The organism is Pseudomonas sp. zfem002, assembly GCF_032621685.1.
GTDB lineage: Bacteria > Pseudomonadota > Gammaproteobacteria > Pseudomonadales > Pseudomonadaceae > Aquipseudomonas > Aquipseudomonas japonica.
Window position 1 is genome coordinate 324,185 of sequence record NZ_JAVYJH010000003.1, and the last position, 13,452, is coordinate 337,636.

Below are 13,452 nucleotides of genomic sequence, written 5' to 3' on the forward strand. Positions count from 1 at the left end.
AGCACTCCCTCTTCCGTTCAATGCCGTAATGGGACTGCTACGCAGTCCTTTCGCGGGCAAGCCGCGCTCCTACGAGGAGTCATGCGGCGTACGAGAAGAGTCACGCGGTATACGAAGAGATATGCGGCATAAAAAAGCCCACCGCTAAGGGTGGGCTTTGCATGACAGCCAGATGAATCAGCCTTGCGGCGCATCCACCGCAGCCTGCTGTTGCCGGGCATCGCCGGTGCGCTCGTACCAGCCGCCACCCAGGGCCTTGTACAGGTTCACCTCACTGACCAGCTGCGACAGACGATCGGTGATCAACGACTGCTGCGCGCTGAACAGATTGCGCTGGGCATCGAGGAACACCAGGTTGCTGTCGACGCCGATACGGTAGCGGCGTTCGGCCAGGCGGTAGTAATCCTGGTTGGCGGCGACCAGGTCGCGCTGGGCTTGCAACTGCTCGTTGTAGGTCTGGCGCGCGGCAAGGCCATCGGAGACTTCCTGGAAGGCGGTCTGGATGGTCTTTTCGTACTTGGCGACGTTGATGTCCTTCTGGATCTTCGAGTAATCCAGGCTCGCCTTCAGCGCGCCGGCATTGAAGATCGGCAGGCTGATCTGCGGCTGGAACAACCAGGTCCCGGAACCACCCTTGAACAGACCGTCCATGTCCGGACTCAGGGTCCCGGCGTTGGCGGTCAGGCTGATGCGCGGGAAGAACGCCGCGCGCGCCGCGCCGATATTGGCGTTGGCGGCTTTCAGCAAGTGCTCGGCTTCCATGATGTCGGGACGCCGGGTCAGCAGGTCGGACGGCAGGCCGGCGGGCATTTCCGCCAGCAGGTCGGCGTCCAGCGGCATGGCCGCCGGCAGGTTCACCGGCAGGCCGGCACCGACCAGCAGGGTCAGGCTGTTGAGGTCCTGGGCCACCAGGCGCTGGTACTGCGCCAGCTTGACCCGCGCGCCTTCGACGGCGGTGCGCGCCTGGCTCAGGTCGAGGGCCGAGGCCACGCCGACGTCGCTGCTGCGCTGGGTCAGCTTGTAGCTTTCCTCGTAGGTCTTCAGGGTCTCGCCGGTCAGCTTGAGCAGCGCCTGGTCCGCCTGCCAGGTGAAGTACGCATTGGCGACGCTGGCCACCAGGGCGATCTGCGTCGAGCGGCGTGCCTGTTCACTGGACAGGTAGGTTTCCAGGGCCTGCTCGCTCAGGCTGCGAACCCGGCCGAACAGGTCCAGCTCGTAGGCGCTGACGCCCACGGTGGCCGAATACTGGCTGGAGATCGACGACTGGCCGGTCTGCGACATGTCCGCCGGCAGCCGCTGGCGCGAACCGCTGCCGTTGGCCGAAACCGCCGGGAACAGGTCGGCGCGCTGGATGCGGTACTGCGCGCGGTAGGCGTCGATGTTCAGCGCCGCGACGCGCAGGTCGCGGTTGTTTTCCAGCGAGCCCTGGATCAGTTGCTGCAGCGCCGGGTCATGGAAGAACTGGCGCCAGCCTTGCTCGGCCGCGGCGACCTGGGCCGATTCGGTCGGCGAATACGCCGGGCCTGCCGGCCACTGGGTCGCCACCGGCGACTCGGGGGTCTTGTACTCGGGGATCAGCGAGCATCCACCGAGGATGAACGCGGTGACCGCCAGGGATAACAGGGACTTGGTCATTGCCCAGCCTCATAGCGTGGAGTTTCAGGTGTGACGTCCTTTTCCGGCGCCTTGCTGCCGAACCACGACGACACGCTTACGAAGAACAGCGGTACCCAGAAGATGGCCAGGACCGTCGCGGTGATCATGCCGCCGATCACCCCGGTACCGATGGCGTGCTGGCTGCCCGAGCCCGCGCCGCTGGCAATGGCCAACGGTACCACGCCGAGAATGAACGCCAGCGAGGTCATGATGATCGGCCGCAGACGCATGCGGCAGGCCTCGATCGCCGCGTCGATCAGGCTGCGGCCCTGCTCGTGCAGTTCCTTGGCGAACTCGACGATGAGGATCGCGTTCTTCGCCGCCAGACCGATGGTGGTCAACAGGCCCACCTGGAAGTACACGTCGTTGGACAGCCCGCGCAGGCTGGTGGCCAGCAGCGCACCGATGATCCCCAGCGGTACCACCAGCATCACCGCGATCGGGATCGACCAGCTTTCGTACAGCGCCGCCAGGCAGAGGAACACCATCAGCAGCGACAGGGCGTACAGCGCCGGTGCCTGGGAGCCCGACAGGCGCTCCTCGTAGGACAGGCCGGTCCAGGAGTAGCCGATGCCCTCCGGCAGTTGCGCGGCGATGCGCTCGACTTCGGCCATGGCCTCGCCGGTGCTGTAGCCGGGCGCCGGCGCACCGAGGATTTCCACCGCCTCGACGCCGTTGTAGCGCGACAGCTTCGGCGAGCCGTAGATCCACTCGCCCTTGGCGAAGGCGGAGAACGGCACCATCTCGCCAGCGGCGTTGCGCACGTACCACTTCTGCAGGTCTTCCGGGCTCATCCGCGACGAGGCTTCGCCCTGGATGTAGACCTTCTTGACCCGGCCGCGGTCGATGAAGTCGTTGACGTAGCTGGCGCCGAGGGCGATCGACAGGGTGTTGTTGATGTCGGCGATGGTCACGCCCAGGGCACTGGCGCGTTCGTCGTCGACGGTCAGCTGGTACTGCGGCTCGTCGTTCAGGCCGTTCGGGCGCACCGCGGAGAGGATCTTGCTCTGCGCGGCCATGCCGAGGAACTGGTTGCGCGCTTCCATCAGTTTGTTGTGGCCAACGCCGGCGCGGTCCTGGAGGAACACGTCGAAACCGGTGGCGTTACCCAGTTCGAGTACCGCCGGCGGAGCGAAGGCGAAGACCATCGCGTCGCGGAAGCTGAAGAAGTGCTGCTGGGCACGGGCCGCCAGCTTGAACACGCTGTTCTCGGCCGAGCGCTCGTCCCACGGCTTGAGCATGATGAAGGCCATGCCCGAGCTCTGGCCGCGGCCGGCGAAGTTGAAGCCGGTCACGGTGAACACCGAGGCCACGGTATCGGCTTCCTTGTCCAGCAGGTACTCGCGCATCTGGTCGACCACCACCTGGGTGCGCTCGGCACTGGAACCGGCCGGGGTCTGCACCTGGGCGAAGAGTACGCCCTGGTCTTCTTCCGGCAGGAACGCGGTGGGGATGCGGGTGAACAGCCAGATCATGCCGACCACGATCAGCAGGTAGGCCAGCAGGTACGGCGCCTTGTGCCGGACGATGTTGCCCACGCCGCGCTCGTAGCTCTGCACGCTGCGGTCGAAGTTGCGGTTGAACCAGCCGAAGAAGCCGCGTTTGGCGGTGTGGTGCTCGCCCTGCTTGAGCGGTTTGAGCATGGTCGCGCACAGCGCCGGGGTGAAGATCAGCGCCACCAGTACCGACAGGGCCATGGCCGAGACGATGGTGATGGAGAACTGCTTGTAGATCACCCCGGTGGAGCCGCCGAAGAACGCCATCGGCAGCAGTACCGCCGAGAGCACCAGGGCGATACCGACCAGGGCGCCCTGGATCTGGCCCATGGATTTCTTGGTCGCTTCCTTGGGTGACAGGCCCTCTTCGGACATCACCCGCTCGACGTTCTCCACCACGACGATGGCGTCGTCCACCAGCAGGCCGATGGCCAGGACCATGCCGAACATGGTCAGGGTGTTGATGCTGAAGCCGGCTGCCGCGAGGATGCCGAAGGTGCCGAGCAATACCACCGGCACCGTCATGGTGGTGATCACCGTGGCGCGGAAGTTCTGCAGGAACAGGTACATCACCAGGAACACCAGGACGATCGCTTCGATCAGGGTGTGGATCACGCCGCTGATGGACTCGGTCACCACCGGGGTGGTGTCGTACGGGAAGACCGCCTTCATGCCTGGCGGGAAGAACGGTTCCAGGTCGGAGATGGTCTTGCGCAGCGCCTTGGCGGTATCCAGGGCGTTGGCGCCGGTGGCCAGTTTCACCGCCAGGCCGGAGGCCGGCTTGCCGTTGAACTGGGCGCTGACCGCGTAGTTTTCACCGCCCAGCGCGACCCGGGCGACATCGCCCAGACGCACCTGCGAGCCGTCCCGGTTGACCTTGAGCAGGATCTTCTCGAACTGCTCGGCGGTCTGCAGGCGGGTCTTGCCGATGATGGTGGCGTTGAGTTGCTGGCCGGGCAGGGCGGGCAGGCCGCCGAGCTGGCCGGACGACACCTGGACGTTCTGCGCGGCGACCGCGGTCTTCACGTCGACCGGGGTCAGCTGGTACTTGTTCAGCCTGGCCGGGTCGAGCCAGATGCGCATCGCGTACTGGGCGCCGAAGACCTGGAAGTCACCGACACCGGCGGTCCGCGAAATCGGGTCCTGCATGTTGGAGACGATGTAGTTGGCCAGGTCGTCCTTGGTCATGCTGCCGTCTTCCGACACCAGGCCGATCACCAGCAGGAAGTTCTTCACCGCCTTGGTCACGCGGATACCCTGCTGCTGCACTTCTTGCGGCAGCAGCGGGGTGGCCAGGTTCAGCTTGTTCTGCACCTGGACCTGGGCGGTATCGGGGTTGGTCCCCTGCTCGAAGGTCGCGGTGATGGTCATGCTGCCGTCGGAGTTGCTCTCCGACGACACATAACGCAGGTTGTCGATACCGTTGAGCTGCTGCTCGATCACCTGGACCACGGTGTCCTGCACGGTCTGCGCCGAGGCGCCCGGGTAGGTCACGGCGATGGCGATCGCCGGCGGGGCGATGCTCGGGTACTGGTTGATCGGCAACTTGAGGATCGACAGCGCCCCGACCAGCATGATCACCAGGGCGATCACCCAGGCGAAGATCGGGCGATCGATAAAGAATCTCGACATGGTTTACTCCCCTTTGGCCCCTGCGCTCGCGGCACTGGCCTGGGTTGGCTGGACAGGCTTGACGTTGGTCGCTTCGCTGACCTTCACCTCGACGCCTGGCTTGACGAACTGCAGGCCTTCGGTGATCAGACGGTCACCGGCACTCAGGCCTTCCTCGATCAGCCAGTCGTTGCCGACGGTGCGGCTGGCCTTGAGCTGACGCAGTTCGACCTTGTTCTCCTGGTTGACCACCAGGGCGGTGGCCTCGCCCTTGAGGTCGCGGGTCACGCCTTGTTGCGGGGCGAGGATCGCGGTCTCGTTGATGCCGTTGTTCAGGCGGGCGTGGACGAACATGCCGGGCAGCAGGTTGTGTTCCGGGTTGGGGAACACGGCGCGCAGGGTCACCGAACCGGTGGTCTGGTCGACCGACACTTCGGAGAACTCCAGGCGACCTTCCTGGGCATAGGTGCTGCCGTCTTCCAGCTTCAGGGTGACCTTGGCCGCGTTGTCGCCGACCTTCTGCAGCCTGCCGCTTTCCAGCTCGCGACGCAGTTTCAGCAGTTCGGCGGAAGATTGCGTGACGTCGACGTAGATCGGGTCGAGCTGCTGGATCACCGCCATGGCGGTGGCCTGGCCGTTGCTGACCAGCGCGCCCTCGGTGACGTTGGAGCGCCCGATCCGGCCACTCAGCGGGGCGAGGACCTTGGTGTAGCGCAGGTCGATCTCGGCGCTCTTCAGCGAGGCTTCAGCCTGCAAACGTTTGGCCTGGGCATCGTCGTATTCCTGGCGGCTTACCGCCTGCTCGTTCACCAGCTGCTTGTAGCGGTCGGACAGCGAGCGGGTGGACTGCAGGTTGGCCTTGGCGCTGGCCAGGGTCGCCTCGTACACCGACGGGTCGATCTGGTACAGCTGCTGGCCTTCCTTCACATCGCTGCCTTCCTTGAACAGGCGCTTGAGAATGATGCCGTTGACCTGCGGACGGACTTCCGCCACCCGGTAGGCGATGGTGCGCCCCGGCAGGTCGGAAACGAGGGTATAGGGTTGGGCCTGGAGGGTTACGACGCCGACCTGAGGAGCATGCGCCACGGGCGCCGCTTCTTCCTTTTTACAGCCGCTGAGCAGTGTTGCCAGGGCGACGGCGGATACCAGAGCGGTAACAGCTGGCTTGAATTGCATGAAGATCCTCGGGTCAGAAAGAGCTGAAGACGCTCAAGAGTAATGGAAAACGGGTTGTCGGAAATATTACTTCCGGCTGGATAAGTAGCTTGCTAAGGAATATACTTACATTCATGCTTGTTTGTAAACACCCGCTACCTTGACCTGCGAATCCAGCAAGGCGCGAACCCCGAACTTCCGGAACGCGGCCACACTCCGCCGCACCGGCTCAGAAGCCGCTCGCCCGATGCAGGTGCGCGGCCCCTTGATGAGGTTGCACTGCCATGGTCCGTCGAACCAAAGAGGAAGCACAGGAAACCCGGAACCAGATCCTCGAAGCCGCGGAAAAAGCCTTCTACAAACGTGGGATCGCACGTACCACCCTGGCGGATATCGCCGAGCTGGCCGGGGTCACCCGCGGTGCGATCTACTGGCATTTCGACAATAAGGCCGAGCTGGTGCAGGCCCTGCTCGACAGCCTGCAGGAGCCCCTGGATGCCCTGGCCCGAGCCAGCGAAAGCGAGGACGAACTCGACCCGCTGGGGTGCATGCGCAAACTGCTGGTGCAACTGATGCACCAGATGGCCAGCGACCCCAAGACGCGCCGTATCAATGAAATCCTCCATCACAAATGTGAATTCACCGATGAGATGTGCGAGATCCGCGTGCAGCGGCAGAACGCGGTGATCGACTGCCACGAGCGCATCACCTGTACGCTGGGCAACGCCATCAAGCGTGGCCAGTTGCCTGCGGACACCGATCCGCAGCGTGCGGCGCTGGCACTGTTCGTCTACATCGACGGACTGATCCGGCGCTGGCTGCTGCTGCCGGACAGCTTCGACCTGTTCGAGGACGCCGAGCGCTGGGTCGATACCGGGCTGGACATGCTGCGCTTGAGCCCCTCCCTGCGCAATTGAGGTTTTGTGAGCAATTGTGAAGCCTTGTGTTCGCAATTGCCTTGAGTTGTGTCAGACGTCGGCCTGGTCAAGAATCAGACCGACGTCTTCATTATGTAGGCCAAGCGCCGTCTAAATGCTTAGCTGGCTAATTAAATTTTCTTCATCGAGTCCGGACATGACTGCGCAGAACCCGACACTGAAAGGCGCCGATCAACCGTTGCGGGGGATCGCCCTGATCTGTCTGGCGGTGCTGCTGTTCGCCAGCCACGACGCGCTGTCCAAGTACCTCTCGGGTTTCTACGCCATCGTCATGGTGGTGTGGGCGCGCTACGTGGTGCATACCCTGCTGATGCTGGTGGTGTTCGTGCCGCGGACCGGGCTCTCGGCGGTGGTGCGCACGCGCCGGCCGCTGCTGCAACTGGCGCGGGCGCTGTGCCTGATCGGCACCAGCCTGCTGTTCACCACCGGCCTGCGCTATATCCCCCTGGCCGAGGCCACGGCGGTGAACTTCCTCGCGCCGCTGATGGTGACCGCGCTGTCGGTGCCCCTGCTCGGCGAGCGTGTGACCCGCAGCCAATGGCTCGCGGTGTCGGCGGGCTTCATCGGCGTGCTGATCGTGATCCGTCCCGGCGGGGCGCTGTTCACCCCGGCGATCCTGCTGCCGCTGGGCTCGGCGTTGTGCTTCGGCTGCTACCAGTTGCTGACGCGCAAGCTCAGCACCACCGACAGCCCGACCACCAGCAACTTTCTCACCGGGATCCTCAACAGCCTGATCATGACGGCCCTGGTGCCGTTCTTCTGGAGCGTGCCGAGTTTCACCCATGCTTTGTTCATGCTCGGCCTGGGGACCTGCGGCATGCTCGGCCACATGCTCCTGACCTCGGCCTTCAAGCATGCCGCGCCGGCCCTGCTGGCGCCGTTCAGCTACGGCCAGATCCTCTTCGCCGGGATGTTCGGCTACCTGATCTTCGACCACAGCCCGGATGCCTTCGGCGTGGTCGGGATCGCCATCATCTGCTTCAGCGGCCTGGCCGTGGCCTGGGTGCAGCGGCGGCGCTGATCAGTGCCCGCGCAGCTCGCGGTTGGGTAGGGCGAGCGCCGCGGCCAGGCCCAGCAGCGAGATCGACGCACTGCCCAGCAGCAGGTTGCGGAAGGTCACCGACAGCTCGGCCTGCACCTGCAGGCTCGCCTCGCCGGCGCGCAGGCTGCCGAGCAGGGCCTCGCCGGCCAGGGCGTAGCCGCCGTCCTGCAGCATCGCCAGCAACAAGGCCGACATCAGGGCCACGCCCACCGCGCCGCCGAGTGAGCGGAACAGGTTGGTGGTGCTGGTGGCCACGCCGATGTCCCTGGGCTGCACCGCGCTCTGCGCCGCCACCAGCGAGGTGGGGAACTGGGCGCCGCTGGCGATGCCGGTGAGCAGCATGAACAGGCCGCTGAGCAGCGTCGAGGTGGGCGGGCTCAGGGCCATGCCGACGATGGCCAGCGGCATCAGCGTGCTGCCGAAGAGAATCTGCGGCTTGAAGCGCCCGGTCAGGTTGGTCAGGCGTCCCGCGCAATAGGCGCCGATCGGCAGGCCCATGGCCAGCGGCAACAGGTGCAGGGCGGCGCTGTCGGCCCCGGCGCCGGTGATGCTCTGGTAGCGCAGCGGCATCAGCATGGTCAGGGAGATGGCCTGGAAGCTGGTGAAGAAGATCGCGCACCAGCACAGCACGGCGACGCGGTTGCCGAACAGCTTGAGTGGCAGCAGCGGTTCCGGCGCGCGGCGTTCATGCAGGACGAACAGGCTCAGGCCGAACACCGCGGCCGCCAGCAGCGCCAGTACCGCCTCGCTGTGCCAGGCATGGCCCTGGCCGATCAGGGTGATGGCCAGGAGCAGGGCGCTGAGGCCGAGGATCAGCAGCAGGGCGCCGGGATAGTCCACCTTCGCTTGCCGCTGCGGCGTCGCCAGGCCGCGCAGGCTGTTGCGTGTCACCCACCAGGCGGTCAGGCCCAGCGGCAGGTTGAGCCAGAACACCCAGCGCCACGACAGGTACTCGGTCAGCAGCCCGCCGAGCACCGGCCCGGTGACGCTGGCGGCGGCATACATGCTGCTGAAATAGCCCTGGTAGCGCCCGCGTTCCCGTGGCGCGACCAGGTCGCCGAGGATCGCCTGGCTGACCGAGACCATGCCGCCGGCGCCGATGCCCTGGACCACCCGGGCCAGCACCAGTTGCTCCATGTTCTGGGCCATGGCGCAGAACACCGAGGCGAGGGTGAAGATCGCCGTGCCGCTGAGGATCATGCGCCGCCGGCCGTAGAGATCGCCGAGCTTGCCGTAGATCGGCGTGGCCACGGTCATGGCCACCATGTAGCCGGAAATCACCCAGGCCAGCAGGCCGACATCGTTGAACTGCGCGGAGATCGCCGGCATCGACACGGCGATGATGGTCTGGTCGAGGGCACCGAGGAAAATCGCCAGCATCAGGGCGGCGAGGACGGTGCGGATGGCGGGTTGCGGTGGGGTGTTGGGTAGGGTCACGGTGGGGCTCGGCTCATGGCCGATCGGGACCGCGTTGCGGCCCTTCGCGGGCAAGCCACGCTCCTACGCAAGAATCGTATCAAGCCGTAGGCGCGTGGCTTGCCCGCGAAGGGCCGCAACGCGGTCCCTCGGCTGTCTTGAATAGTATGTCCGAGTGTAACCAATAGCTTGCTAAGAGTCTCGCTGGCCTACCTCAGCGCACTCAGCGTCGCCGTATGCGGCACGCAATGCGCCAGCGAACAACTGGCCGCCGACCATGGCTGATTGCGCGCCTGCTCGACTCGCCAGGCGGCGGTCGCGTAGAGCCCCATGACGGCGGCGATGGCGCAGACGATGGCGCATTTCCTGGATTTGACACCCATGATGCTGACCTCCGGCAACCCACACATACAGTTACAAGGATAGTCCAGCACCTGTGCGACCGCTCAGGGCAGGTCGCGGTCCCACACCGGTGGGTCGCTGAAGCGCTCGGCGAGGAAGTCCAGCATGCTGCGCAGGGTCGCTGGCATGTGCTTGCGCGAGGTGTACACCGCATTGAGGTTGAGCGTCCTCGGCCTGGCTTCGGGCAGCAGGCGGACCAGCTCGCCGCTGCGCAGCGGGCCATGAGCCAGGTAGGTCGGCAGCATGGCGATCCCGGCGCCGGCCAGGGTCGCCTGCTGCAGGGTCAGCGCTTCGTTGGCGCTGATGTTGCCGTGGATCGGCACCGACACGCTTTCGCCATCCACCTCGAAATGCCAGAGGCTGTGGCCGAAATAGGAATGGGTCAGGCAGTTGTGCTGGCTGAGCTCCTGCACCACCCGCGGCGCCGGATGCTCGCGCAGGTACGCGGGCGCTGCGCAGATCACTGAATGACACAGGCTCAGGCGCCGGGCGATCAGGTTCGGGTCGATATCGTTGCTGGTGCGGATCGCCAGGTCGATGCGCTCGTCCACCAGGTTGACGGTGCGATCGAGCATCTGCAGGTCGACCTTCACTTGCGGATAGCGCCGCACGTACTCGGCAATCGCGTCCACCAGTTGCGCCTGGCCGAACGAGGTACTGACGCTGATGCGCAACTCGCCGCGCGGTGCCTGGTCCGGCGTGCTCACCGCTGCCTGCAGGTCGCCGGCCAGCTCCAGCATCTGCCGGCAGCGTGGCAGGGTCTCCTTGCCGGCGGCGGTCAGGCTCAGCTTGCGCGTGGTGCGTTGCATCAGGCGCGCGCCGACCCAGTTCTCGAGGTCGGCCAGATAGCGGGAAATCACCGGACGCGACAGGTCCAGGTGATCGGCGGCAGCGGACTGGCTGCCGAGGTCGACCACGGTGACGAAGACCCGCATGGCGGTAAGACGGTCCATGGATATGTCCGATTTCAGAAACAAACTATGTCGAAGCATCGCATTTTTTGCTGCGAATCGTGCAACTAAGCTGTGGGACATCAACTTGCACAGGATTCCGCGATGCTTCGTCTTCTCTCTCCGCGCCGTTTGCTGCCGGCCCTGTTGGCCCTGCTCTGGTTCACCCGTGCCGTGGCCGCCGAGGCGCCGCTGCAACTGACGGTCTACAACCCGGGCACTGACGCGCTGTTCCCGGTCACCTCGGTGATCGTCAGCGGCGCCCATGACGCCATCCTCATCGATGCCCAGTTCGGCAAGGCCCAGGCCGAGCAGGTCGTGGCCCGGCTCAAGGCCAGCGGCAAGAAACTGACCACGATCTACATCAGCCACGGCGACCCGGACTACTACTTCGCCCTCGACACCGTGCTGCGCGCCTTCCCTGGCGTGCGGGTGGTCGCCTCGCCGCCGACCGTCGAGCACATCAGGCAGACCATGGACGCCAAGCTCGCCTATTGGGGCCCGCAGATGGGCGCCGACAAGCCACAGCGCCTGGTGCTGCCGCAGGTGCTGGAGGGTGACCGGCTGATGCTCGAAGGCCAGGTGCTGCAGGTGGTCGGTCTCGACGGCCCGCAGCCGGACCGCAGCTTCGTGTGGATTCCGTCGCTCAAGGCGGTGGTCGGCGGCATCCTCGTCGCGGAAAACCAGCACGTATGGATGGCCGACACCCAGACCGCGCAATCCCATGCCGACTGGCTGGCCGGCCTGGCCCGGATCGAGCGCCTGGAGCCGCAGGTGGTGGTCCCGGGGCATTACCTGGGCCAGCGCAGCGGTTCGCTGGAAGCGGTGCGTTTTACCGGCAACTACATCCGTGCCTTCGATGAGGAAACCGCCCGTGCGGTCAATGCCGACGCGCTCATCGCGGCGATGAAGAAACGTTACCCGGGCCTGGGCGAGGAAAGCTCGCTGGAGCTGAGTGCCAAGGTCGCCAAGGGCGAAATGCAGTGGTAAGTCGTTCAATCTGATCGGAGGTTTTTCATGAGCAAGATCGCAATCATCGGCGCCACCGGCCGTGCCGGCAGCCAGTTGCTGGAAGAGGCCCTGCGCCGCGGTCACAGCGTCACCGCCATCGCTCGCAATCCGGCGGCGCTGCAAGGTCGTGCCGGGGTCACCCCTGTCGCGCTGGACATCCAGGATGGCGCCGCGCTGCAACAGGCCTTGAGCGGGCAGGACGTAGTGCTGAGTGCCGCGCATTTCTCCGGCATTCCCGCCGAAACCCTGCTGGGCCCGGCGAAGCGGGCCGGGGTCAAGCGCGTGCTGGTGGTGGGCGGGGCGGGCAGCCTGTTGCTGCCGGACGCCTCGCGGGTGATCGACAGCCCGGACTTTCCCGCGGCCTACAAGGCCGAGGCCAGCGCGGGCGCGGTCTACCTCGACACCCTGCGCCAGGAGAAGGAACTGGACTGGACCTTCCTTTCGCCGTCGGCGGAGTTCGTCGAAGGACCGCGCACCGGCCAGTACCGCCTGGGCCAGGATCACCTGCTGATCGGCGCGGATGGCAGGAGCTGGATCACCTTCGCCGACTACGCGATTGCCTTGCTGGATGAGGTGGAGCAGCCGGCGCATTCGCGGCAGCGGTTTACTGTCGGCTATTGAGTCGTCGGCCCTGCGAAGGGCCTGGAACTGGCTTGCCCGCGGAGGGCCTGTAGGAGCGTGGCTTGTCGTGTGACGAACCACCGCGAAAGGACCGCGTAGCGGTCCCGATAGGGGTGAGGTCTGGGACCGCTGGCGGTCCTTTCGCAGGCAAGCCAGCTCCTACGTGTCTTTCGCAGGCAAGCCACGTTCCTACAGGTCGATGTCAGCGCCTTTGCGCCTGTCCCTCCAACCATTCCATCAACTCCAGCAACCCCGTCCCCGCCACCTTCCCCGGCACCACCAGGTAATACGCCTTCCCCGTCGCCACCTTGAGCCCGAACGGCATCACCAGGCGCCCACTGGCCAGGTCCTCGCCGATCAGCGCCCAGTCGCCGATCGCCACCCCGGTGCCCTGCGAGGCCATGGCCATCGCCATGTCCAGGGTCTCGAAATGCTGGCGCGTGCCCTGGATCTCCAGGCCACTGCCCGCCGCTTCCAGCCAGGTCTGCCAGTCCCGCTCGTCCCGCGCCGGATGCAGGAGCATCTGCCCGTGCAGGTCCGCCACCTCGCGCAACGCGGCCTTGCCCGCCAGCAACTGCGGCGAACAGACCGGCGTCAGTTGCTCGTCGAACAGCTTCAGCGCCTGTGTCCCAGGCTCCGGCTCGGCGCCATAGACCACCGCCGCATCGAAGCCCTCGCGGCGAAAATCCACGCCGTGCTGGATGGTGGTGGTCAATTCCACCGGCACGTCCGGGCGCAACGCCTGCCATTCCATCAGCCGTGGCAGCAGCCAGCGCATCACGCAGGTCGGCGCCTTGAGCTGCAAGGTGCTGTGCGGCGCGCCGATCTGCTGCACGCCGTCCTCGAGCAGGGCGAATACCTGCTGCACCCGCGGCAGCCACTCCTGACCTTCGCGGGTCAGGCCCAGGCCGCGGGCCTGGCGGATGAACAGGGGGTAGCCAAGGTGTTCTTCCAGACCGGCGATCTGGCGGCTGACGGCCCCCTGGGTCAGGTGCAGCTGCTGCGCCGCGCGGGTGAAATTGCAGCACTGGGCGGTGATCAGGAAGGTGTGCAGGGCGGGGAGGGGCGGGAGTCGTTTCATCTTTGGTAAGCCATGACTTGGACGCATGGCTAGTATGAGGAACTTTGCATTGTGCCGGTAGCCGCCCGGCGGT

At 65.7% G+C, this 13,452-nt stretch carries 11 protein-coding genes; 4 read left to right on the forward strand and 7 right to left on the reverse strand.

The annotated features are described in order from the left end of the window. Positions 1–177: 177 nt before the first annotated feature. The 3 genes from adeC to RTI28_RS07350 are packed head-to-tail and all read right to left on the reverse strand — an operon-like array spanning position 178 to position 5,939. A complete protein-coding gene (gene adeC, locus RTI28_RS07340; RefSeq protein ID WP_316919835.1) occupies positions 178–1,635 on the reverse strand; it encodes an AdeC/AdeK/OprM family multidrug efflux complex outer membrane factor in 1,458 nt (485 codons plus the stop codon). Beyond that, positions 1,632–4,784 (reverse strand): multidrug efflux RND transporter permease subunit TtgB, encoded by a 3,153-nt coding sequence (gene ttgB, locus RTI28_RS07345; protein ID WP_316919836.1) that lies wholly within the window; start codon positions 4,782–4,784, stop codon positions 1,632–1,634. The genes adeC and ttgB overlap by 4 nt, the downstream gene beginning before the upstream one ends. A gap of 3 nt (positions 4,785–4,787) precedes the next feature. Then, positions 4,788–5,939 carry an efflux RND transporter periplasmic adaptor subunit gene (locus RTI28_RS07350; protein ID WP_316919837.1) on the reverse strand — a complete coding sequence of 384 codons (1,152 nt, stop codon included), beginning with the start codon at positions 5,937–5,939 and terminating at the stop codon, positions 4,788–4,790. A 263-nt stretch (positions 5,940–6,202) separates the two neighbouring features. Here RTI28_RS07350 and RTI28_RS07355 point away from each other — a divergent pair, with 263 nt between their 5' ends. Next, positions 6,203–6,835: a TetR family transcriptional regulator gene (locus RTI28_RS07355; RefSeq protein WP_316919838.1), complete on the forward strand. Its 633-nt coding sequence runs from the start codon at positions 6,203–6,205 to the stop codon at positions 6,833–6,835. Positions 6,836–6,992: 157 nt separating this feature from the next. Further along, complete coding sequence (locus RTI28_RS07360; RefSeq protein ID WP_316919839.1) at positions 6,993–7,877, forward strand: DMT family transporter; 885 nt, start codon at positions 6,993–6,995, stop codon at positions 7,875–7,877. Here the strand turns inward: RTI28_RS07360 and RTI28_RS07365 are convergent, their stop codons facing one another. From RTI28_RS07365 to RTI28_RS07375, 3 genes are all read right to left on the reverse strand, one after another. Further along, positions 7,878–9,278 carry an MDR family MFS transporter gene (locus tag RTI28_RS07365; RefSeq protein ID WP_316919869.1) on the reverse strand — a complete coding sequence of 467 codons (1,401 nt, stop codon included), beginning with the start codon at positions 9,276–9,278 and terminating at the stop codon, positions 7,878–7,880. A 245-nt stretch (positions 9,279–9,523) separates the two neighbouring features. Next, complete coding sequence (locus tag RTI28_RS07370; RefSeq protein WP_167335845.1) at positions 9,524–9,697, reverse strand: hypothetical protein; 174 nt, start codon at positions 9,695–9,697, stop codon at positions 9,524–9,526. Positions 9,698–9,760: 63 nt separating this feature from the next. Next, positions 9,761–10,669 carry a LysR family transcriptional regulator gene (locus RTI28_RS07375; RefSeq protein ID WP_316919840.1) on the reverse strand — a complete coding sequence of 303 codons (909 nt, stop codon included), beginning with the start codon at positions 10,667–10,669 and terminating at the stop codon, positions 9,761–9,763. Positions 10,670–10,771: 102 nt separating this feature from the next. Between RTI28_RS07375 and RTI28_RS07380 the strand changes: the two genes are divergently transcribed. Further along, positions 10,772–11,656: an MBL fold metallo-hydrolase gene (locus tag RTI28_RS07380; RefSeq protein ID WP_316919841.1), complete on the forward strand. Its 885-nt coding sequence runs from the start codon at positions 10,772–10,774 to the stop codon at positions 11,654–11,656. Positions 11,657–11,683: 27 nt separating this feature from the next. Next, positions 11,684–12,298 (forward strand): NAD(P)-dependent oxidoreductase, encoded by a 615-nt coding sequence (locus RTI28_RS07385; RefSeq protein WP_316919842.1) that lies wholly within the window; start codon positions 11,684–11,686, stop codon positions 12,296–12,298. A 202-nt stretch (positions 12,299–12,500) separates the two neighbouring features. On the opposite strand, the gene RTI28_RS07390 is transcribed toward RTI28_RS07385, so the two are convergent. Then, positions 12,501–13,379 carry a LysR substrate-binding domain-containing protein gene (locus RTI28_RS07390; RefSeq protein ID WP_316919843.1) on the reverse strand — a complete coding sequence of 293 codons (879 nt, stop codon included), beginning with the start codon at positions 13,377–13,379 and terminating at the stop codon, positions 12,501–12,503. Between the last annotated feature and the right edge of the window lie 73 nt (positions 13,380–13,452).

Coding starts and splice junctions, on each gene's coding strand:
- RTI28_RS07385 (WP_316919842.1), top strand. CDS start 11,684: ATGAGCAAGATCGCAATCATCGGCGCCACCGGCCGTGCCGGCAGCCAG.
- RTI28_RS07370 (WP_167335845.1), bottom strand. CDS start 9,697: ATGGGTGTCAAATCCAGGAAATGCGCCATCGTCTGCGCCATCGCCGCC.
- RTI28_RS07375 (WP_316919840.1), bottom strand. CDS start 10,669: ATGGACCGTCTTACCGCCATGCGGGTCTTCGTCACCGTGGTCGACCTC.
- RTI28_RS07365 (WP_316919869.1), bottom strand. CDS start 9,278: ATGCTGGCGATTTTCCTCGGTGCCCTCGACCAGACCATCATCGCCGTG.
- RTI28_RS07390 (WP_316919843.1), bottom strand. CDS start 13,379: ATGAAACGACTCCCGCCCCTCCCCGCCCTGCACACCTTCCTGATCACC.
- RTI28_RS07355 (WP_316919838.1), top strand. CDS start 6,203: ATGGTCCGTCGAACCAAAGAGGAAGCACAGGAAACCCGGAACCAGATC.
- adeC (WP_316919835.1), bottom strand. CDS start 1,635: ATGACCAAGTCCCTGTTATCCCTGGCGGTCACCGCGTTCATCCTCGGT.
- RTI28_RS07350 (WP_316919837.1), bottom strand. CDS start 5,939: ATGCAATTCAAGCCAGCTGTTACCGCTCTGGTATCCGCCGTCGCCCTG.
- RTI28_RS07360 (WP_316919839.1), top strand. CDS start 6,993: ATGACTGCGCAGAACCCGACACTGAAAGGCGCCGATCAACCGTTGCGG.
- ttgB (WP_316919836.1), bottom strand. CDS start 4,784: ATGTCGAGATTCTTTATCGATCGCCCGATCTTCGCCTGGGTGATCGCC.
- RTI28_RS07380 (WP_316919841.1), top strand. CDS start 10,772: ATGCTTCGTCTTCTCTCTCCGCGCCGTTTGCTGCCGGCCCTGTTGGCC.